The sequence below is a fragment of the Streptomyces sp. NPDC047042 genome, assembly GCF_040644035.1.
Classification (GTDB): domain Bacteria; phylum Actinomycetota; class Actinomycetes; order Streptomycetales; family Streptomycetaceae; genus Streptomyces.
Window position 1 is genome coordinate 158,470 of record NZ_JBEYVP010000013.1, and the last position, 21,981, is coordinate 180,450.

The 21,981-nt window shown below is 71.5% G+C and carries 15 protein-coding genes and 1 pseudogene; 12 read left to right on the forward strand and 4 right to left on the reverse strand.

Annotated elements, in window-relative coordinates; translation table 11 throughout:
- Window positions 1-19: 19 nt before the first annotated feature.
- Entirely contained in the window at window positions 20-1,318 is a 1,299-nt protein-coding gene (locus tag ABZ855_RS17360) for a heparan-alpha-glucosaminide N-acetyltransferase domain-containing protein (protein ID WP_360807580.1), read from the reverse strand.
- Window positions 1,319-2,029: 711 nt separating this feature from the next.
- On the opposite strand from ABZ855_RS17360, the gene ABZ855_RS17365 reads away from it, so the two are divergent.
- Together ABZ855_RS17365 and ABZ855_RS17370 are read left to right on the forward strand one after the other, a co-directional pair.
- Window positions 2,030-3,184: a YihY/virulence factor BrkB family protein gene (locus ABZ855_RS17365; RefSeq protein ID WP_360807582.1), complete on the forward strand. Its 1,155-nt coding sequence runs from the start codon at window positions 2,030-2,032 to the stop codon at window positions 3,182-3,184.
- A gap of 621 nt (window positions 3,185-3,805) precedes the next feature.
- A pseudogene (locus ABZ855_RS17370) lies at window positions 3,806-4,489 on the forward strand (helix-turn-helix transcriptional regulator); the annotation flags it as partial.
- Here ABZ855_RS17370 and ABZ855_RS17375 read toward each other — a convergent pair.
- The 3 genes from ABZ855_RS17375 to ABZ855_RS17385 all read right to left on the reverse strand — a co-directional run bounded on the left by ABZ855_RS17375 (window position 4,475) and on the right by ABZ855_RS17385 (window position 6,651).
- Entirely contained in the window at window positions 4,475-4,924 is a 450-nt protein-coding gene (locus ABZ855_RS17375; protein WP_360807584.1) for a VOC family protein, read from the reverse strand. The pseudogene ABZ855_RS17370 and the gene ABZ855_RS17375 overlap by 15 nt on opposite strands.
- Window positions 4,925-4,989: 65 nt before the next feature.
- A complete protein-coding gene (locus ABZ855_RS17380; protein ID WP_360807586.1) occupies window positions 4,990-5,517 on the reverse strand; it encodes a 2'-5' RNA ligase family protein in 528 nt (175 codons plus the stop codon).
- 9 nt (window positions 5,518-5,526) lie between these two features.
- Window positions 5,527-6,651, reverse strand: coding sequence for a LacI family DNA-binding transcriptional regulator (locus ABZ855_RS17385; RefSeq protein WP_360807588.1), 1,125 nt, complete (start codon window positions 6,649-6,651; stop codon window positions 5,527-5,529).
- Between the two features lie 191 nt (window positions 6,652-6,842).
- Here ABZ855_RS17385 and ABZ855_RS17390 point away from each other — a divergent pair, with 191 nt between their 5' ends.
- From ABZ855_RS17390 to ABZ855_RS17435, 10 genes are all read left to right on the forward strand, one after another.
- Window positions 6,843-8,426 (forward strand): glycosyl hydrolase family 28 protein, encoded by a 1,584-nt coding sequence (locus ABZ855_RS17390; protein ID WP_360807590.1) that lies wholly within the window; start codon window positions 6,843-6,845, stop codon window positions 8,424-8,426.
- A complete protein-coding gene (locus ABZ855_RS17395; protein WP_360807592.1) occupies window positions 8,423-11,797 on the forward strand; it encodes an alginate lyase family protein in 3,375 nt (1,124 codons plus the stop codon). Before ABZ855_RS17390 ends, ABZ855_RS17395 begins: the two co-directional genes overlap by 4 nt.
- 36 nt (window positions 11,798-11,833) lie before the next feature.
- Window positions 11,834-13,123, forward strand: coding sequence for an alginate lyase family protein (locus ABZ855_RS17400; RefSeq protein WP_360807594.1), 1,290 nt, complete (start codon window positions 11,834-11,836; stop codon window positions 13,121-13,123).
- A 103-nt stretch (window positions 13,124-13,226) separates the two neighbouring features.
- On the forward strand, window positions 13,227-14,825 hold the full coding sequence (locus tag ABZ855_RS17405) for a carboxylesterase family protein (protein WP_360807596.1): 1,599 nt from the start codon (window positions 13,227-13,229) through the stop codon (window positions 14,823-14,825).
- Window positions 14,826-15,002: 177 nt separating this feature from the next.
- Entirely contained in the window at window positions 15,003-15,773 is a 771-nt protein-coding gene (locus ABZ855_RS17410; RefSeq protein ID WP_360807598.1) for a GntR family transcriptional regulator, read from the forward strand.
- Window positions 15,774-15,826: 53 nt separating this feature from the next.
- Window positions 15,827-16,054 carry a ferredoxin family protein gene (locus ABZ855_RS17415; RefSeq protein ID WP_006376935.1) on the forward strand — a complete coding sequence of 76 codons (228 nt, stop codon included), beginning with the start codon at window positions 15,827-15,829 and terminating at the stop codon, window positions 16,052-16,054.
- A 14-nt stretch (window positions 16,055-16,068) separates the two neighbouring features.
- The gene (locus ABZ855_RS17420) at window positions 16,069-17,490 is read left to right on the forward strand and encodes an ABC transporter substrate-binding protein (protein WP_360807600.1); all 1,422 of its coding nucleotides are present in this window, start codon (window positions 16,069-16,071) and stop codon (window positions 17,488-17,490) included.
- Window positions 17,487-18,359 carry an ABC transporter permease gene (locus ABZ855_RS17425; RefSeq protein ID WP_360807602.1) on the forward strand — a complete coding sequence of 291 codons (873 nt, stop codon included), beginning with the start codon at window positions 17,487-17,489 and terminating at the stop codon, window positions 18,357-18,359. The genes ABZ855_RS17420 and ABZ855_RS17425 overlap by 4 nt, the downstream gene beginning before the upstream one ends.
- Window positions 18,356-19,213 (forward strand): ABC transporter ATP-binding protein, encoded by an 858-nt coding sequence (locus tag ABZ855_RS17430; protein ID WP_360807604.1) that lies wholly within the window; start codon window positions 18,356-18,358, stop codon window positions 19,211-19,213. The genes ABZ855_RS17425 and ABZ855_RS17430 overlap by 4 nt, the downstream gene beginning before the upstream one ends.
- 13 nt (window positions 19,214-19,226) lie before the next feature.
- Window positions 19,227-21,959, forward strand: coding sequence for a fumarate reductase/succinate dehydrogenase flavoprotein subunit (locus tag ABZ855_RS17435; protein WP_360807605.1), 2,733 nt, complete (start codon window positions 19,227-19,229; stop codon window positions 21,957-21,959).
- Window positions 21,960-21,981 lie beyond the last annotated feature (22 nt).

The window sequence follows — 21,981 nt, forward strand, 5'->3', positions numbered from 1 at the left end:
TCCCCCCACGATGAGCTCCCTAGCGGTGCTGGTCCTGGCTTTCGGTTCGGCTGGTTCGGCCGGTTCGGTCGGTTCGGCCGGTTGGTTCGGGCTGTTCGAGCCGGTCGGCGTGGTCGGCGTGGTCGGATCGCCGGCCCGGCAGGGCCGCCGTGCTCCCCTGCGCCCGCCGCCCCCGCTCCCACTCCCGGGCGCGCCGCGCCGCGCCCGCGACCAGCGCTTCCAGGGGTCCCCGGCCCCTGGTGCGCCGCCACACGACCGCGAACAGCAGCGAGCCCGCGACCAGTACGGCGTACTGGAGGCCGGGGGAGCCGTTCAGCGCTCCTGTGGCGAGGAACAGGACATGGGCGGTGTAAAGGGTCAGCGGCATGCTTCCGGCGGCAGCCAGCGGAAGCAGCGCGCGCCGCACCACGGTGATCCGGGTCAGCAGCAGGACCGCCGCGAGCAGTGCAGTGGCCGCGCCGAGCGTGTGCAGTACGTCGAACGGCGAGGTGGAGTGCGGGGCGCGGGAGAGCATCGACCACCAGGTCGTGCCGTCCGGGATGTCCCACAGGACCTGGTCGCGGGCGTGCGGCCCGGTCGCGTCGGGGAACTCGCTCCGCCGCAGCCGCTCCAGACCGCCCCGGTGCAGGAGCCAGAACGAGCAGACCAGCCAGGTGGTGGCGGCGAGGGCGAGCCCGGCGGTCAGCAGCCGGGTCGCGGTGCGCCGGTCGAAAAGGTCGAGGCGTCCGATCGCGAGACCGGCACAGAGGTACGCCGTCCACGCCAGGACGGGATAGTCGCCGTGGACGAGAAGGCCGCCGAGGAGGCCGGCCGGGTCGGTGACGACGTCCTGGAGTGTCGGATCACCGTCGAAGGCGGGTTCGGGCAGCGCGCCCCGGAGAAGGTGGACGAGGAACGGCGCGACCACGCCCAGGGCGAGCGCGAGACAGGCCAAGGTCCTTGCCCGCAGGGCCAGCAGGGGCAGTGCGAGCAGGAACAGCAGGGCGTAGAAGGCGAGGATGACATCGACGCTGAGCCCGCCCGCGTTGGCGGCGTAGCCCAGCAACAGCCCGATCAGGCCGACGGACAGTGCCCGCGCGGTGACCGAGGCGAGCGAGCCCCGGTCGACGCGGGGTGTACGGCCGCCGGTGGTGAGGGCCAGGCCGACTCCGGCCACCAGTGCGAAGGCCGCCGAGGACCGGCCGCCCGCCAACTGCCAGGCCACCGTCGGGGAACCGTCCGGCTCGAAGTCGCCGAAGACATGCACGGAGAACATACCGAGCAGTGCGAGGCCACGGGCCACGTCTACACCGGCGATGCGCGGTGCGGCTAAGGGCATGGGGGTACTCCGTAAATTGGCATGATGGATTTCGCGTCCGCTGTGTGCCCGCTGTGTGCCCGTGGTGCGGCTGTGAACGGGAGTGGCAGTTGACGCGCCATGAGGAATGGGTACGGAAAGCGGCGTACGAGGGTGAAATACGTGTGCGGCGTATGAGCGGAAGTTGTCGATGAGCGCGGCGTGCGGCACGGTTTCGATGACGATGTCGATCCGCGCGTTTTCCGTGCGGATCAGGGCAACGCGGCTTGAGCGGGCTTGTTCGGAGCCGGGCTGCCCCCGTGTCGTGGTACTTCGCACTTCCATGGGTGGGTGTGCCCCGGAGAATGCAATCCGAATTGTTTCGACCCGGTTATGAGGGGGTCAAGGTGGCCTGGCGTAATGTCGCTTTCCTGTTACAGAGTCACGACTTTTCGTACGGTTGGCGACTGCCTGTTCACCTGTCCCACCAGGGAGCTTTCCGTAAGCCGGGTGTAATTGCCGGGCGGTATTCCGTTTGACGACACCGGAATATGGCCGCCGAGGGCATGACAGAAATAGTATTCGATTTTCTGCTGAATCGTTCCGCCGGGTTTCCGCTGGGTTTCTCCGCGCTTTCTGCGGTGTCACGGGAACGAAGGGGAGGGAGCGGCGAAGGAGCGGCGAAGGAGCGTTGCGCCGTGAGCGGGGCACCGGAGGGTGAGAGGGATGGCGCCCGCCCGATACCGTTAGGGCGTGCAGGCAGCAAGTGAACTTCCCGGGAGCCCCAGCGGCCGACTCCACCGCGCGCGCGTTCTCTACCGGAACGTCTCCAAGCGCAGGACCGCGTGGCTGTTGCTCAAGGACACCGTCAACTCGTGCATCGAGTACCGGATCCTGGGTCTGGCGGCCGAGGCGGCCTTCTTCACGCTGCTCTCCGTGCCACCGCTGCTGCTCAGCCTGATCGGGCTGCTCGGCTATGTCGACGACTGGACCGGCACCGACACGATCACCAGCCTGGAGACCAACCTGCTGGAGGCGTCCCGCACGGTCCTGTCCGACAAGGGCGTCACCGAGATCGCCCGGCCGATCCTCGACGACGTGATGAAGGGCGGCCGGCCGGACGTCATCTCCATAGGGTTCCTGTTCGCCCTCTGGTCCGGCTCGCGTGCGGTGAACGTCTTCATCGACACCATCACCGTGATGTACGGCCTGGACGGCGTGCGGGGCATCGTCAAGACGCGGCTGGTGGCCTTCGTGCTGTTCGTCGTGGCGCTGCTGATCGGCTCGGTGGCGCTGCCGCTGATGGTGGCGGGGCCGGACGCGGTGCTCGACGTCCTGCCGTGGTCGGAGACGCTCGTACAGGTGCTGTACTGGCCCGTCGTCATCCTGCTGTCCATCGCCTTCCTGACGACGCTGTTCCATGTGTCGGTCCCGGTGCGCTCACCGTGGATCGAGGACGTTCCGGGTGCGCTGGTGGCCCTCGGGATGTGGGTGCTCGGCAGCTTCCTGCTGCGCATCTACCTGACCAAGACGATCGAGGGCGCCACGATCTACGGATCGCTCGCGGCGGCCGTCGCCGTCCTCCTGTGGGTCGGGATGTCCGCGTTCGCGGTGCTCGTCGGAGCCGCTGTCAACGCCGCGATCGACCGCGTCTGGCCGGCCGCCGCCACCGCCGCCGCGCGCGCCGCGAACGAACGCATCCGCGAGGAGGAGGCCGCCGAGTACGTCGCCCGGATGACCGCCCTCCACGCACACGAAGCCGACGACGACCCCGACGACTGCGACATGCCCTCGGAGTTCCCGGAACGCTGGTCGCGCTTCCTCCCCCCGGAGGACGTGACATCCCGCCTGCGTACGCACGCGAAGAGCACACCGAAGCCGGGGGAGGACCCGCCCTCCGGGAGGTGAACGGGCCCGCACTTCTGTCTCCCGTGCACCTCCTCCGACGCCCGCCACGCGTTGGCGCACGGCAGGGACTCGGGTTCGGTCGTCGGTGAGGGGCGAAGTCCTGGGCGAGTGGCTCCTGAGCGGGTGGGGTGTCGCAGCGGTCCTGGGCGACCTGGCCTGGGGGAGTGGCGCCTGGGCGGACGGGGCGCCGCCCCCGGTGCGGGTTCGGCGGCGGAGGGTTTCGGTGCGCGGGGGACTCCGGGACAGGTTCAGCGCTCCCGGGTGGCCTGGCCCGTCTGCGGACGGTGTCGGGGGGTCGGGGTGACTCGCCCTCGGTCTCCTGGTCGAGCAGGAGTCTCGGGTTCGGGTGTTGTTGAGGGGCGGTGTCCTGGGCGAGTGGGGCGTCGCCCCCGGTGGCTCTGCGGGGCTCGGTGACGTGGCTGCCGGACCGTCGGGAGGGCCGGAGCGGGGCCTCGGGCGGGCTGATCAGCCGGGGGCGGCTCTCCTGCCCGGCGGCTGCCGCGCCGTCGATGTGATCACCCCGCCAGGTCGTCCACCGCAGCGCGCCCGCGTCTCCAGGGCCCCGCAGGAACATTCCGCGCCCGAGGCATAGCCTTGCCCCCGAGGCATAGCCTTGCCTACGTGTACGAGGAGCGGTTCTCCCGGCTGCCGGGCGCGGTGGTGTGGACGAACACCACGGGCGGGTCCGGCGTTCAGCCCGTGCTGCCCGACGGGTGTATGGACCTGCTGTGGCGCGAGGGCCGGCTGCTGGTCGCGGGGCCCGACACCCGGGCGTACGTTCCCGACGGTGCCCCGGCGCACTGGGCGGGCGTCCGCTTCTTCCCGGGCACGGCGCCCGCCCTGTTGGGCGTACCCGCGTACGAACTGCAGAACCGGCGCGTCGAGTTGGCCGACCTCTGGGGAGCCGCCGAGGTGCGGCGGCTGAGCGCGCGGGTCGACGCCGCGCCGGACCCGGTGACGGCGCTCGAGGAGGTGGCGCTGGACCGGGCGGCACACGCGCCCGACCCCGATCCGCTGCTTGGCGGCCTCGTCGCCGCCCTGGAAGCCGGCCGCCCGGTCGGCCGCACCGCCGACGAACTGGGGCTCAGCGCACGCCAGTTGCACCGCCGCTCCCTGACCGCCTTCGGCTACGGCCCCAAGACCCTGGCCCGCGTCCTGCGACTCCAGCGCGCGCTGGTCATGGCCCGCGCGGGAGTGCCCTTCGCGGAGACGGCCACCCGCACCGGGTACGCCGACCAGGCCCACTTCGCCCGGGACGTACGGGAGTTGGCGGGGATGCCGCTGGGCCGGCTACTCGGCGGGCGGAGCGGCGGCGGCCAGCGGGGCGAACAGGTCGACCCCGTTGCCGTCCGGGTCCAGCACACACGCGTACCGCTGCCCCCAGACGGCGTCCCAGGGCTTCAGCTCGCTCCGATGGCCGGCGCCCGTCAACTCCTCGTACAGGGCGTCGACTTCGGCGGGCGACCCGCACAGCATGGCCAGCCCGATCCGCCCGCCCCCGCTCGGCGGCCGCCACCCGGGGTGGAAGGAGCGCACCGTTTCCTCGGTGTCGAGCAACAGCCTTAGCCCACCCGGGAGTTCGGCCTCGACATGCGGCTGTTCCTCGGCTCCCTCGGGGAAGTCGAGCCCCAGCCTGCGGTAGAAGGCGACGGAGGCGGCGAGGTCGGACACGACGATGCCGATGGCGTCGAACCTGGGTGTGGGAAGAGACGTGGGAGGTGTGGGAGGTTGTGGAGTCATACGCCCACGTTAGGCGGGGCCGCCCGCGCCGGTCTTGAACGAATCGGACGTCTCCTCGTCCTGGTTCAGGGGGCCAGCGGGAACGACCTCCGGTGCTGCCACCGGGTGCCGTCGTGTGCCACGAGATCGACTGAAGACACCTGGGCCGTGAAGGGGAGACGGCTGGTGATGTCCGCCTCCGCCTTCTCCAGCAGGGCGGCGTCGTCCAGCCGCTGCGCGACGGTGAGATGCGGGACGGGGTCGCCGTACTTCCCGCCGTACGGAGGGGTCTCCGGCCAGCGTTCCACGACCGCCTCGGTGAGCCGCCGGAACGGCGCGTCCGGTTCCGGAGCGAGATACAGCAGCCCCGGAAACCGCCCGCACCGCTCGAAACCGGCCTGGAAGGACCGGTGGCGCCCGAACACCTCCCCCAGGGCGGTGAGGACGCCCTCGTCGATCGCGCTCGCCGGGAGAAACGGGAACAGCACGGTCACATGCGCCGGAACGCCCTCGCGCGCCACCGGATCGAGCCGCTCACGCCACTGCCCCACCGCGGGCTCCGCCTCCGGGATTCGCACGACGAGCCCTGTCTGTCCTGCCGAGGTACCTGTCATCGCACCTGTCTAGCAGAGGAGCCGCCTGCCGGAGCAGCTGTTCAGCGGCGGCGGAGCCGTCTGACCGACGTGCGGAGACATGCCGGGAGAGCCGGACCGAACTGGGGCCGTGCTCGCGCGTTCCACCAGTCGGGTCGACAGTTCCGTGCGCGTGCTCTCCGGGCGGTCGCCCGCCATCATCCGTACCAGCAGCCGCAGTGCCGTCGACGCCATCTCCGACAGGGGCTGGCGGACCGTGGTGAGGGCCGGTGTGGTCCAGCGGGACTCGGGGAGGTCGTCGAAACCGACCACGCTGATGTCGTCCGGCACCCTCAACCCCCTTTCCGCCAGGGCCTGGTAGACGCCGAGCGCCATCCGGTCCGAGCAGACGAACACCGCGGTCGGCGGCTCGGGAAGGTCGAGGAGTTCCAGCATGCGCCGGTGCGCGAGCGTCTCGTCGAAGCCGCCGTAGCGGACGTACTCGGGGCGCTGGCGCACACCGGCGGCGACGAGCGCCGAGCGGTAACCGGCGACCCGGGCGCTGCTGCACATCTTGCGCCGGTACCCGGCGACGACCGCGACGCGTTCATGGCCGAGGGCCAGCAGATGCTCGGTCGCCGTCACTCCGCCCTGCCAGTTGGCCGCCCCCACCGACACCACCCCCGGCGGCGGTTCCAGCACCGGGTCGATCATCACGAACGGGATGTGATGCTGGTCGAGCCAGGCGTACTGGGACGGGGTCAGCGCGGCGAGGTTGAACAGCACGCCGGCCGAGCCCCGGGTCGTCAGCTTGTCCAGCCAGCCGCGTTCCGGACGCCCGCCCCGGGTTCTGGTCAGGCCCGCCGACACGACCATCTCGAGGCCCGCGTCGTGCGCCGCCTCCTCCACGCCGTGCAGCACCGCGCCCGACCAGGAACTGTCCAGCGAATGGACGACGAGATCGATGAGGCCGGGCGCCTTCGACGCGTCGAAGCGGGGTCTGCGGACATAACCGAGCCGGTCCAGTGCCTCGGTGACCCGCCGCCGTGTCTCCGGAGCCACGTCCTCGCGGCCGTTGACGACCTTCGAGGCGGTAGGCACGGAGACCCCGGCCTCCCGGGCGACGACCGCCAGTGTGGGACCCGTGTGGGCGGCCCCGCCTCCGGTGCGGACCATCTTCCAACCGCCTCTCCGGCCCGCCCGCGGACCATCGAAAATTTCGAAAAGCACCGCTCACACGACGGAAACATTGACCGCTTAGCAACCGGTTCCTACATTAAGCCCGCCCCAACCCGTCGGGAAGACTTAGTGATTCCACCAACCGGAAGCCAGCGATATGACAACCGGTTGCTGAAGAGGAGTTGTTCATGCCCCCGTCGTCGCAGTCCTCGCCTTCGTCGCCGTCGCCTTCCTCGTCGTTCGTGTCGTCCGCGCCCCTGAGCCGCCGCACCGCGCTCCAGGCGGCCGGTGCCACCGCGCTCGCCGTCGGTCTCACCAACCTGACGGCCACGACGGCCCGGGCGGCCGGCGCCGAGGCGGCCCCGGCGCTCGTCACCTACCCCCGGCCGTCCGCCATGCCGACCAACACCAGTTTCAAGGTGCGAGTGAGGACCGCCCCGGACGGCGAGTGGCAGACTCTCGACATCTGGCGGCCCCAGCTGGGGGAGATCAACCCCACCACCGGGTCGAGCAAGATCTACAACTCCTCGCTGGCGTACTTCGACTTCCAGGGTTCCGTCGAGATCGAGGTCACCTACCTCAAGGGCGGCACCACCAAAGCCCGGGTGCGGCCGGATTCGTACGGCATCAAGCCCGAAGTCCTCGGTGACACCCTGCGGTTCACCCTCGACGGGCCGCGCAACGTCGTCGTCCAGATCAACGACGACATCTTCGACTGCCTCCACCTGTTCGCCCGCGCGGTCGAGAAGAAGCGCCCCGCGGCGGACGACCCGGACGTCATCTACTACGGCCCCGGCGTCCACACCACCGCCGACGGCACGCTCCTCGTCCCGTCCGGCAAGACCGTGTACCTCGACGGCGGCGCCGTCCTCAAGGCGACCGTGATCTTCCGCGACGTCGAGCACGCCGGGATCGCCGGCCGGGGAGTCCTCGCCGGGACCGCGGGCGGCGGAGCCCTTGTGGAGAACTCGCGGAACATCTCCATCGGCGCCGTCACCGTCCTCAACCCGAACGGCTACGCCGTCCAGTTGGGCGAGGCCACCGGGGTCACGATCAAGGGTCTCGGCTCCTTCAGCTCCAAGGGCTGGGGCGACGGCATCGACGTCTTCTGCAGCAGCAACGTCGTCATCGACGGCGTCTTCATGCGCAACTCCGACGACTGCGTCGCCATCTACACCCACCGCTGGGAGTACTACGGCGACACCACCGACATCACCGTCCGCAACTCCACCCTCTGGGCGGACGTCGCCCACCCCATCAACGTCGGCACGCACGGCAACACCGACAACCCGGAGGTCCTCAAGAACCTCCACTTCAAGAACCTCGACATCCTGGACCACCGCGAGCCCCAGATGGGCTACCAGGGCTGCATCGCCCTCAACGCCGGCGACAGCAACCTGATCAAGAACGTGAAGATCGACGGCGTACGGGTCGAGGACTTCCGCTGGGGCCAGCTCATCCACATGCGGATCATGTACAACACGAAGTACAACACCTCGGTCGGGCGCGGCATCCAGAACGTCTACGTCAAGGACCTCTCCTACACGGGCAAGCCGCTCGCCACCTGCCTGCTGCTCGGCTACGACGCCAAGCACGCGATCAAGGACGTGACCTTCGAGAACCTCGTCGTCAACGGCACGGTGATCGCGGACTCGATGAAGAAGCCGACCTGGTACCTCACCACCGACACCATCCCCATGCACACCAACGAGCATGTGACGAACCTCCGTTTCCTCACCACCGCCGAGGCCGAGGCGGCCGCGACCTCATGACGACCTCCCCCCTCAGCCGCCGCGGCTTCCTCGGCGGCAGCGGCGCAGCCGCCCTGCTGCTGGCCTCGGGCGCGACCGGACCCGCCTTCGCCGCGCCCGGCGCCGCCTGGGCCGCGGCCGGCGAACGCTCCTTCGCCCACCCCGGCCTGCTGCACACCACCGACGACCTCACCCGGATGAGGGACGCGGTCGCGGCACGCCAATCACCCATCTACGACGGTTACTTGGCGTTCGCCGCGCACGCCCGCTCCAAGTCCACGTACGCCGTGCAGAACACCGGCCAGGTCACCTCCTGGGGCCGTGGACCGTCCAACTTCATGGGCCAGGCCGTCGCCGACTCGGCCGCCGCCTACCAGAACGCCCTCATGTGGTGCGTGACCGGCAACCGCGCCCACGCCGACAAGGCCCGCGACATCCTCAACGTCTGGTCGGCCTCGCTCACCGCCGTCACGGGCGCCGACGGACCGCTCGGCGCGGGCCTGCAGGCCTTCAAGTTCGTCAACGCGGCCGAACTACTGCGCCACTTCGGCGACTACGACGGCTGGACGGACACCGACATCGCCCGCTGCGAGGCGTCCTTCCTGGACGTCTGGTATCCGGCGGTGTCCGGCTACATGCTCTACGCCAATGGCAACTGGGACCTGACGGCCATTCAGACCATCCTGGCCATCGGCGTGTTCTGCGAGGAGCCGGCCCTCTTCGAGGACGCCCTGCGGTTCATTGCGGCCGGTGCCGGTAACGGCAGCGTCGCCCACCGCATCGTCACCGACGCGGGCCAGGGCCAGGAGGCCGGCCGCGACCAGGGCCACGAACAGCTCGCGGTCGGCCTGACCGGCGACATTGCCCAGGTCGCCTGGAACCAGGGCGTCGACCTGTGGGGCTTCGACGGCGACCGCGTCCTCGCCAACTTCGAGTACGCCGCCCGCTACAACCTCGGCGGAGACGTCCCCTTCACCCCCGACCTCGACCGCACCGGCAAGTACATCAAGACCTCCGTCTCCGCGACCGGCCGCGGCACAATGCCCCCGATCTACGAGATGGCGTACGCGCACTACGCGGGCGTACGCGGCCTCGACGCCCCCTGCACGAAGGCCGCCGTCTTCCGGGGCGCGGGCGGCGCCCGGGTCGTCGAGGGCAGCAACGACGACCTGCCGAGCTGGGGCACCCTGACCTTCGCCGGAGCGACGGCCCCCGCACCGGCCGCGCCCACCGCCCCGGCGGGCGTCACGGCCCACGGCACCGACAGCGCCGTCACCGTCTCCTGGCTCCCGTCCACGTGGGCGACCGGCTACACGGTACGGCGGGCCACCCACCCCGAGGGCCCGTACGAGACGATCGCCGACGCCCTCACCACCGACACCTACGCCGACCGGGACGCACCCCGGGGCCGGACCTCCTACTACACCATCATCGCCACCAACTCCCTCGGTGTGAGCGACAGTTCAGGCTGGGCGTCGGCAAGCGCCGGTCTGCCCGCACCCTGGTCGAGCCAGGACGTGGGCGACACGGGCGTCCCCGGCTCGGCGGTGTTCGACGGTGAACGGTTCGTCCTTGAGGCGGGCGGCACGGCGGACACCTACCGTCTGGCCCACGTGCCCCTGCGCGGCGACGGCACCGTTACCGCGCGCATCGTGTGGCCGCTCAGCTCCCAGTACTCCAGGATCGGCGTCACCCTGCGCGGCTCCCTCGACCCCTCCGCGCCGCACGCGTCGATGCTGATCCAGGGCCTGCCGCTGCACACCTGGAGCGGGGTGTGGACCGTACGCCGGGCGCCCGGAGCGGCGGTCTCGGCGACGGGCAGCACGCCGGTCCCGCCCTCGCAGCTGACGGCCATCACCACGGCCGCGTCCTTCCCGATCTCCGCCCTCGGCGCCCTCCCCGAGTCGGCGACACCCCTTACGGCGCCCTACGTCGAAGGCGCCGGCGACGGCTACCGGCTGCGCGCCCCCTACTGGGTACGCGTCGAGCGCAAGGGCCGCCGCTGTACGGGGTCCATCTCCCCGGACGGCGAGAACTGGACCCAAGTCGGCGTCACCGAGGTCGAGTTGGGTCGCACCGTGTACGCCGGGCTCGCCCTCACCTCCTGCCTGGGCGTCGACGCGGAGTACGCCGAGACCGGCACCGGCGCCTTCGACAACGTCAGTGTGACGTCGGCCTCCGGCACCGTCTGGTGCGTGCCGCGCCCCCGGCGCACCGCATCCGACCTGCGGGCGGTCTCCGGCGCCGACGCCGTCGAGCTGACCTGGACCGACCCGGACCTGTCGGCGCGCTACACGGTGCTGCGGGCCACGCGTCCCGAGGGCCCGTACGAGAGGGTCGCCGCCGGTGTCGGACCGGTCGGCTTCGGCACCCGACTGCGGTACACGGACGCCACCGGGGCGCCCGGACGGACGTACCACTACACCATCGCCAAAACCAACTCCGGTGGCCGTGGCCCGCGTTCGGCACCCGCCTCGGCCGTCATGCCGACACCGTCGGTGCCCGAGGCGCCCGCCGCCGGTACGGCGTACGCCAACGTGGGCGTGCCGTTCCGGCAGTTGATACGGGCCTCGCACCAGCCCGTCCGGTTCAGCGCCGCCGGGCTGCCCAAGGGGCTGGCCGTGGACCGGCGTACCGGGCTCGTCTCCGGAACGCCCGCCGAGAGCGGGGAGTTCACCGTCACGACCGTCGCGGGCAACGCCTCCGGAGCGGCGACGGCCACCCTCGCGCTCACCGTCTCCGCCCCGCCGCCGGCCCCCTGGACGTACGGAGACCTCGGTGATGTCGTCCTCGACGAACGGGAGTTGGGGACCTACGGCGTGGTGGCGATCCGCACGCCCGGCATCACCTCGTACGAACCGAAGGGCGAGGGCGCAGGCGACGGGACCTTCGTCGTACGCGGCGCCGGAACCGATCTGAACGTCAACGGCCAGGGAATGACCGGGCAGTTCGTCCGGCAGCCGGTCACCGGGGACAGTGTCCTCACCGCCCGTCTGGTCTCCCGCAGCGGAGCGACGGCCGCCGACCGGGTCGGGCTGCTCATGGCCAAGTCCCTGTCACCGTTCGACCAGGCGGCCGGGGCGATCGTCACCGGCGGCACCACCCCACAGCTGATGCTGCGCAGGACGGTCGCCGGAGCCTCCACCTTCACCGGCCCCACCACACCCGCCCCCGCCCTCCAACTCCCTTGCCTGCTCCGACTGAAGCGCACGGGGACCACCTTCTCCGCGGCCTTCTCCACCGATGACGGCGTCAGCTGGACCCCCCTCGCCGAGGGAGACATCCCCGGCTTCGGCGACGCCGCCTACCACGTGGGCCTCGTGGTCTGCTCCCGCGACCCCCTGGCCCGCTGCACCTCGTACTTCGACGAGGTGAGCATCAGCCCCACCTGATCCGCCTGGACACCCCAGGATTGGAGATGCATCGCAATGAGCCGCGAAAACCCCCACACGCACTCCTCCTCGCAGTCCCACCCCCACCAAGTTCCCGACAGAGAAACCGAGTTGGGCCGCCGCGGACTGCTGAAGTCCGTCGGCGGTCTCACCGCCGCCCTCGCCGTCGGCACCTCCGCCGCCGCGATCTCGGCCCCCACCGCCCAGGCCGCGCCCGCGACCTTCACCCACCCCGGCATGCTGCACGCCTACGGCGAACTCAACCGCGCCAAGGTCCGCGTAGCCGCCGGGACCGAGCCCTGGCTGTCCGGCTGGAACCGCCTCACCGCCAACTCCCACTCCGCGTCCACCTGGACACCCCGCCCCCAGGCCACGATCGTCCGGGGCGGCACCGGCGAGAACTACACCATCCTCTACAACGACATCCACGCCGCCTACCAGAACGCCCTCCGCTGGAAGATCGCGGGCACCACCGCCAACGGCGACACGGCCGTGCGGATCCTCAACGCCTGGTCCTCGACGCTCACTTCCGTCACCGGAAACGCCGACCGCTTCCTGGCCGCCGGGATCTACGGCTACCAGTTCGCCAACGCGGCCGAACTCATGCGCGGCTACAGCGGGTTCGACCTCAGCCGGTTCAAGACGATGATGCTCAACGTCTTCTACCCGCTCAACAACCAGTTCCTCACCGGCCACAACGACGCCTGCATCACCAACTACTGGGCCAACTGGGACCTCTGCAACATGAACTCGATTCTCGCGATCGGGATCCTGTGCGACGACGCGGCCAAGTACGACCAGGCGGTCAACTACTTCAAGTCCGGCGCGGGCAATGGCTCCCTCGCCCACGCCGTCCCCTACCTGTACACCGACTCCGCGGGCTACGCCCTCGGCCAGTGGCAGGAGTCGGGGCGGGACCAGGGGCACACCATGATGGGCATGGGCCAGCTGGGTGCCTTCTGCGAGACGGCCTGGTCCCAGGGCGACGACCTGTACGGGTACGACAGCAACCGGTTCATGAAGGCCGCCCAGTACGTCGCCAAGTACAACCTGGGCAACGACGTCCCCTACACCACCTACACCTGGGGCACCGGCCAGAACTGCACCCAGTCGTCACAGACCGTGATCTCCTCCACGAGCCGGGGCCAGGTCCGCCCCGTCTGGGACCTCCTCTACTACCACTACGCCAAGCGGCGCGGACTGTCCGTCCCGTACATCCAGGCGATGGCCGAGAGCGTCCGGCCCGAGGGCGGGGGAGGTGACTACGGCACGACGAGCGGCGGCTTCGACCAGCTCGGCTTCGGCACGCTCATGTACGCCAAATAGCCGCACGGACACCCACCGTAAGGCTCCTTCCGCGGGAATACCGGCAGGTCATGTGTTGCTCTGATCTCTACGGTTCACGAGCGGCGAGGAAGCCGGTGAGCAGATGACGGCAGAAACGACCGACCCGGTGGTGCGGACGCCCCACGGAGACGTCCGTGGCAGGTACGAGGGAGACGGGATCGCCGTGTTCCGCGGCATCCCGTACGCCGCACCGCCCTTCGGTCCCCGCAGGTTCCGGCCGCCCGTGCCGCCCACCCCCTGGGACGGGGTGCGCGACGCGGGCGGCTTCGGCCCCACCGCGCCGAAACCGCCGTACTCGGAGGCCTTCGCCCGGCTGCTGTCCGACCCGGTGGTGCCCGGCGACGACTGCCTCAACCTCAACGTCTGGACACCCGCGCTCGGCCGGGGAGCCCGCCTCCCGGTCATGGTGTTCATCCACGGCGGCGCCCTGACCCGTGGCTCCTCGGCCGTCCCCGTCTACGACGGGCATGCCTTCGCCCGCGACGGCGTCGTCTTCGTCTCCATCAACTACCGCCTGGGTGTGGAGGGTTACGGCCTCTTCCCGGACGCGCCCGCCAACCCCGGCCTGCGTGACCAGCTCGCCGCGCTCGAGTGGGTGCGGGCGTCGGTCGCGGCCTTCGGCGGCGACCCCGACCGGGTCACCGTCTTCGGACAGTCGGCCGGCGCGATCAGCATCGGCGCGCTGCTCGCCTCCCCCCGCGCACGCGGGCTGTTCCGGCGGGCGGTGCTGCAGAGCGGGCCGCCCGAGGTGAGCGACCGTGACAAGGTACGGCGGATGGTGCGCCGGATGGCGACCCGGCTGAAGATCCCGGCGACCGCCGAGGCCTTCGCCGCCGTCGACCGGGAGTTGCTGCTGCGCACCCAGGGCGAGGTGGGGCGGCTGAGCAGCCCGGTGCTCGGCGGGCCCGCCTTCGGCATCGTCGTCGACGACGACCTCGTACCCCGTGACCCGCTGGAAGCCCTGGTCGACGGGGTCGCCGCCGACGTCGACCTGCTGCTGGGCTGGACCCGGGACGAGTACCGGCTGTGGCTGGTGCCGGGCGGGCTCGTCGAGCGCGTCGACCGGCTCGGTCCGGTCGCCCTGGCCGGCGCGATGGCCCGCTGCCACTGCGGCCCCGAGGTGCCGCGCGGCTACCGCACCCTGCATCCCGACGCCGGGACGACCGACCTCGTCGGCCAGCTGGTCACCGACCACCTGCTGCGCGTACCGCTGCACCGGCTCGCGGACGCCCACAGCGAGGGCGGGACCTACGTCTACGAGTTCGCCTGGCCGTCCACCAGGCCCGGTCTCGGCGCCTGCCATGCCATCGAACTGGGCTTCGTCTTCGACACCCGCGAGGCACCCGAGTCCGCCAAACTCGCCGGTGAGGGCGCCCCGCAGGACCTCGCCGAGGCCATGCACACGGCGTGGGTACGCTTCGCCGTCGACGGCGACCCCGGTTGGCAGCCCTGGGACGCCTCCCACCCGGTGCGGATCTTCGGCGACGGCGACCCGCACACCGTTCAGGGTCCCCGGGACCGCGAACTGGCCCTGTGGGCGGCCGACCGGGCCTCGGCGGTCCCGACGACTCCGGAAGCCGCGTCGGGCTCGGCCACCCGCCCCCGGCTGCCCGTCCGGGGCGCGGAGACCCTCTCCGCCGTACGACGGCTGCGCCGTCCGGGAGGGCTTCCCCGGCGTTGATCACCGCCATCAGATGAGATCCGGCCAAGTGGCAGATCTCTCACTCGTGGCGGCAAACATCCAGTTCACGGCGGTGAACGACCGCTGTGGTGGTGGCGCAACACTGCCGCAACACCACAGCGAGCGGCCCACGGTTATGGTCCGGGGGAAACGAACCCCGCCCACCTGGGAGCCCCGATGCCCGCCGACCGCACTCGCGAACACACCGCGCCCGTCGCGGCAGCGCGACGCCGCCGGCTGCGCGCGGATCGGGCGCGGCAGCTCGCCGACCTGCTGCGCCACCAGCTCCTGACGGAGGGCTTCCCCGACGGCGTACTCCCGCACGAGGACGCCATCGGCGCCGACTACGGGGCGTCCCGCAACACCGTGCGCCAGGCCCTCGACCTGCTGCGAACCGAACAGCTGGTCGAGCGGTTGCCCGGGGTCGGGACGGTCGTCACCTGTCAGAAGTACCCGCACGGCCTGGACCGGCTGATGGGCCTCGCCGAGACCCTCCACGAGCACGGCCACGTCACCAACGAGGTCCGCACCATGAGCCCGGTCCCCGCACCCGGGCCGGTCGCCGCCCGGCTCGGACTGCGCCCGCGCGCCGAGGTGCTTTACGTGGAGCGGCTGCGCCGCCTCGGCGGGGTGCCGCTGTCGCTGGACCTCACCTACATCCCGATGGACATCGGGGTCGAGCTCCTGGGCGCCGACCTGGAGAACACCGACGTCTTCCGGCTGCTCGAGCAGATCACCGGCCGGCGTCTGGGCACCGCCGAGATCACCCTGGAGGCCGTCACCGCCGACGCGCACTCCGCGGCCGTCCTGGAGGCCCCGCGCGGAGCGGCCGTACTGATGTTGGAGCGGCTCACCTGTCTGTCCGACGGGCGGCCCGTGGACCTGGAGTTCATCCGCTTCCGGGGCGACCGGATCACCATGCGCGGACTGCTCCACCGGTCCACCTGAACCACCCTTCACACCTCACCCACACCCTCGACAGCCGATTCCCGGAGACAGCCATGCCTCTCGTCCCCCAGCGTGCCGACGTGCCCGTCACGATCGACGAGTCCAAGTGCATCGACGGCTGCACTCTCTGCGTCGACATGTGTCCGCTGGACTCCCTCGCCATCGACCCGGACACCAGCAAGGCGTACATGCACGTCGACGAGTGCTGGTACTGCGGCCCGTGCGCCGCCCGCTGCCCCACGGGCGCGGTCACCGTCAACATGCCCTACCTCCTCCGGTGAAAGGTTCTTCCCGCATGGCTTCCGTGGCGCGCACCCAGGCACCCGGCACCGCCCCCGCACGTGGCACCCGCCCGACCCGCCCGTCCCGCAGGATCGCTCCGGCCGTCCTCGCCGCCGCCCTGCTCCTCCCGCTCACCGCCTGCGGCGGCTCGGCGAGCGCCGGGGACAGCAAGTCGGTCACCGTGACCGTCGGCTACCAGTCCAAGACCATCAACACCGTCACCGCCGGAACGCTGCTGCGGTCCCTCGGCTACTTCGAGAGCGCCCTGAAGGCCCTGGGCGCCCGCGACGGCATCACCTACAAGGTGGAATGGCAGGACTACGCCACCGGCGCCCCCATCACCGCCGCGATGGTCGCCGGAAAGGTCGACATCGGCTCCATGGGCGACTTCCCGCTGCTCATCAACGCCTCCCGGGGCAAGCAGCTGAACGCCCCGACCCGCCTCGTCTCCGTCACCGGCTACAACTCGCGCGGCGCCCTCAACACCGTGGTCACCGCCCCCGACTCCAAGCTGAAGTCGCTGGCCGACCTGCGCGGCAAGAAGGTGTCGACGAGCGTCGGCTCCGCCGCCGACGGCACCCTGGTCCGCGCCCTGGAACAGGCCGGACTCGACCCCGACAAGGACATCGGCAAGCTCAACCAGCAGCCCGCCGTGGGCGCCTCCGCGCTCGAGGGCGGCAGCGTCGACGCGCTCTCGCAGTTCGTGGCCTGGCCCGGCCTGCTGGCCTTCCAGGGCAAGGCGAAGGCCCTGTACGACGGCGGCTCCCTCGGCCTGCCCACCCTGCACGGAGTCACCGTGCGCCACGCGTTCGCCGACCAGCGGCCGGCCGTCGTCGAGGCCTTCCTCGCCGCCCAGATCAAGGCCACCGAGTATCTCGACGCCCACCCGGTCACGGCCGCCGAGAAGGTCGCCGAGGTCACCGGCCTGCCCCCCGAGGTCGTCTACCTCTACAACGGCAAGGGCGGCATCTCCACCTTCGACCCCACCCTCAAGCCGGAGCTGGTCGCCGCCCTGAAGAAGGACGTCCCCCTGCTGGTCTCCGCCAAGCTTGCCGGCCCGGTGAACGTCTCCGACTTCGTCGACGACACCTACCTCAAGAAGGCCTACGGCACCGGATACGCCAAGGCCGCCGCCACCATGGCCCCCGCCTCCAAGCCCGAGGTCTGGCTCAAGGGCGCGACCACCACCAGCACCTACGCCGACCCGGCCGCCCTGCTGCGCTACGTCGCCGCCCACCGCGCCGACGTACGGGCCGCCTACGTCCCCGACGCCACCACCGGCACCCGCTGGTTCGCCGACAAGTCGGTGTGGGTCCAGGACGGCACCGCCCTGAAGCCCTTCGTCACCGAGGCCGCCGCCGACGCCTGGACCGCAGCCCACACCGGAGCGCGGATCATCAGCTACGCCGACGCACTCCGGCAGGCAGCCAAATGACCGCCCCCGCCGCCCGCTCCGCCTTCTCCACCCCGTACGCCCGCTACGCGCTGCGCGCCGCCTCGCTGCTCGCCGCGCTCGGCATCTGGCAGCTCCTCACCAGCCACCACGTCAACCTCTGGCTGCGCTTCGCCCAGTTCCCCACCGCCACCCAGGTCGCGAGCGAGTTCGCGCACCGCCTCGGCACGGCCGTCTACTGGCAGGACCTCACCGACAGCCTGACCCGCATCCTCACCGGCTTCGCGCTCGCCGCCGTCGCCGGAATCGCGGTCGGCACCGCCATAGCCCGCTCCCGGATCGCCGCCGACCTCCTCGGCCCGCTCCTCGAGGTCCTGCGGCCCATCCCGGCGATCGCCCTCGTACCGGTGGCGATCCTGCTCTTCCCCACCAACGAGCAGGGCATCGTCTTCATCACCTTCACCGCCGCGTTCTTCCCCGTCCTGGTCTCCACCCGGCACGCCGTCCGCGCCCTGACCCCGGTCTGGGAGGAGGCCGTCCTCACCATGGGCGGCGGCCGGCTGCGCGTCCTCGCCTCCGTCGTCCTGCCGGGCGCGCTGCCCGGCATCCTCGGCGGGCTCTCGGTGGGCATCGGCGTGTCCTGGATCTGTGTCATCTCCGCCGAGATGATCTCCGGCCAGTACGGCGTCGGCTACCGCACCTGGCAGGACTACACCATCGTCAACTACCCGGGCGTCCTCGTCGGCATGGCCACCATCGGCCTCCTCGGCTGGCTCACCTCCACCGCCGTCGAGGTCGCCGGCCGCCGCGTCACCCGCTGGCTGCCCCGCCCGGCCGCCGAACGGGCGGTGCGCCCGCGGGTCCGCCGCCCGGCCGCAACCGCGCAAGCGTCCGGGAGGGCGACCTCATGACGACCCAGGTCACTACGTCCGCAGTGGAGACCGAGGCCCCCAAGGGCGTACGGCTGCGGCTGTCGGGCGCGACCATCGGGCGCCCGGAACTGCCGGTGCTCAGCGGCCTCGACCTCGACATCGCCCCCGGTGAACTCCTCACCGTCGTGGGCCCGTCCGGCTGCGGGAAATCGACACTGCTGCGCACCCTGGCCGGGCTGCTGCCCGCCCTCGAGGGCCAGGTGAGCCAGGACGACCGGCCCATCACCCGGCCCGAGGCCGACCGCGCCCTCGTCTTCCAGGAGGACGGCCTCCTGCCCTGGCGCAACGCCCGCCGCAACGTCGAACTCCCGCTAGCCATACGGAAGTTGCCACGCGCCGAACGCCGGGCGCAGGCCATTCGGTGGCTGGCCCAGGTCGGCCTGGCCGGCCGTGAGGAGCAGTTGCCGCACCGGCTGTCCGGCGGCCAGCGCCAGCGCGTACAGCTGGCCCGCGCCCTCGCCGGGCGTCCGCGCGCCGTACTCATGGACGAACCGTTCGGGGCGCTCGACGCGCAGACCCGGGCCGGGATGCAGAACCTGCTGGTCGAGGTCCTCAACGGGACACGCGCCACCGTCGTCTTCGTCACCCACGACGTCGACGAGGCCGTGTTCCTCGGCGACCGCGTCGCCCTCCTCGGCACCGGCCAGGTACTCGACGTCCCCCGCCCCCGCGAACGAGCCGCCCACGGCGAGCCCGCGACGGTCGCCCTGCGCCGCGAGATCCTCGCGTCCCTCGGCACCGCCTTGAACGACACCGCTTCGAACGGCGCCGCTTCGAACGACACGGCCTCCCAAGACCCCGCTTCCCACGACACCGCCCTTCTCGGCACCTGAGAGGCACCACCCCATGGCCCGCACCGAGTCCCCCGTGGACCTCACCGAGATCCCCTCCCTCCACGACGCCGACGAACTGACCTGCGACGTCCTGGTCATCGGCGGCGGCACCGCCGGCACCATGGCCGCGCTGACCGCCGCCGAGCACGGCGCGAACGTCCTGCTCCTGGAGAAGGCCCACGTCCGCCACTCCGGCGCCCTCGCCATGGGCATGGACGGCGTCAACAACGCCGTCGTCCCCGGCCGCGCCGAACCGGACGACTACGTCGCCGAGATCACCCGCGCCAACGACGGCATCGTCAACCAGGCCACCGTCCGCCAGACCGCCACCCGCGGCTTCGCCATGGTGCAGCGCCTGGAGTCGTACGGTGTCAAGTTCGAGAAGGACGAGCACAACGAGTACGCGGTCCGCCAGGTCCACCGCTCCGGCTCCTACGTGTTGCCCATGCCCGAGGGCAAGGACGTCAAGAAGGTCCTCTACCGGCAGTTGCGCCGCCGCGAGATGCGCGAGCGGATCCGCATCGAGAACCGCGTCATGCCGGTCCGGGTCCTCACCGCCGACGGCCGGGCGGTCGGCGCCGCCGGATTCGACACCCGCACCGGACGGTTCGTCACCGTACGCGCCGGCGCTGTCATCCTGGCCACCGGCGCCTGCGGACGCCTCGGCCTGCCCGCCTCCGGCTACCTCTACGGCACCTACGAGAACCCCACGAACGCGGGCGACGGCTACGCCATGGCGTACCACGCGGGCGCCGAACTCAGCGGCATCGAGTGCTTCCAGATCAACCCCCTGATCAAGGACTACAACGGTCCCGCCTGCGCCTACGTCGCCAACCCCTTCGGCGGCTACCAGGTCAACCGGCACGGCGAACGCTTCGTCGACTCCGACTACTGGTCGGGCCAGATGATGGCCGAGTTCGCCGCGGAGGTCGCCAGCGAGCGAGGCCCCGTCTACCTCAAGCTCAGCCACCTCCCCGAGGAGTCCGTGGCCGCCCTCGAGGACATCCTGCACTCCACGGAACGCCCCACCCGCGGCACCTTCCACGCCAACCGGGGCCACGACTACCGCACCCACGACATCGAGATGCACATCTCCGAGATCGGCCTGTGCGGCGGCCACTCGGCGTCCGGGGTCTGGGTCGACGAACACGCCCGCACCACCGTCCCCGGCCTGTACGCGGCCGGCGACCTGGCCTGCGTACCGCACAACTACATGATCGGCGCCTTCGTCTTCGGCGACCTCGCCGGCGCCGACGCCGCCGCCGAACACCGCACCTACGAGGGCGAGTTGCCCCCCGACCAGCTCCGCGAGGCGCACGAACTGATCTACCGGCCCCTCCGCAACCCCGACGGCCCCCCGCAGCCCCAGGTGGAGTACAAACTCCGCCGCTTCGTCAACGACTACGTCGCCCCGCCCAAGTCCGGCGCCCGACTCTCCCTCGCCGTCGAGGCGTTCGAGCGGATGCGCGAGGACATCGCCGGCATGGGCGGCCACACCCCGCACGAACTGATGCGCTGCGCCGAGGTCGACTTCATCCGCGACTGCGCCGAACTGGCCGCCCGCTCCTCCCTGGCCCGTACCGAGAGCCGCTGGGGCCTCTACCACGACCGCACCGACATCCCGCAGCGCGACGACGCGGACTGGTTCAAGCACCTCAACGTCCGCAAGGCGGCGGACGGTTCGATGGAATTCCTGACCCGGCCGGTGGCCCCCTACCTCGTCCCCGTCGAGGGCTTCGAACCGACCGGCGGCGAGGTCAGCGTCCTCGGCGAGGTCCACCCCGAACAGGTCGCGACCGCGGGCCCCCGCGAGGTCGCCCCCGTCGGCTCCGGCACCGTCAAGGCCCGTACGATCCTGCCCACGGCGACCGCGCCCTCCCCGCGCATCCTCGAACTCCTCGCCCTCGCCGACGAACAGCCGAGCCTCGCCGACCTGCACCCCTACCTCACCGACCCCGAACCGGCCGTACGCCGCACCGCCGTAGCCACCCTCACCGAAACGACCCCCGAAGGCACAGGCCCGGCCCTGGCCACCGCACTGGGCGACCCCGACGCGGGCGTACGGGAATCGGCGGCCGGCTCCCTGCGCGAACTGGTCGAGGTCCTCCCGCCCGACGAGGCCCTGCGCGACGCCCTGATCACCGCGCTCGACCTCGACGACCCCGGCCGCGAGAGCGTACGGGCCGCCGCGCTCGACGTCCTGCGCGCCCTGCGCCTCGGCTCCGCCGCCCTGTACGCCCGCACCCTCACCGACCCCGACCTCGGGGTGCGCATCCAGACGGTCCGGGCCCTGGTCTCGGTGGACGCGACACCGGAACTCGCCCGCGCCGCCGCCGACACCTCACGAGAGGTACGGGTCGCCGCCGCACAGGGCCTGGGCACCGTCGGCACCCCGGACGACCTCAAGCCCCTCCTCGCCGACACCGACGCACTGGTACGCGCCGCCGCGCTCACCGCCCTCGCGACCACCGGCTGCCCGCCCCCGCTGGACACGGCCGCCGCAGACGCCCTCAACGACCCTGCCTGGCAGGTCCGTTCGGGCGCGGCCACCGCACTGGGCGCCGCCGCCCCGGACCTGGCGGTGCCCGCCCTCACCGGGGCACTGACCGACGCGTTCGCCGACGTCCGCAAGGCCGCGGTCCGCGCCCTGCGCCGCCACGACGGCCGCCCGGGCGTCGCCGAAGCACTGGCCTCGGTGTCGGGGGACGCGGACGCCGACGTACGGGCGTACGCCAGGCTGGCGTAGCGACGAGGGCACGGCCGGGTGC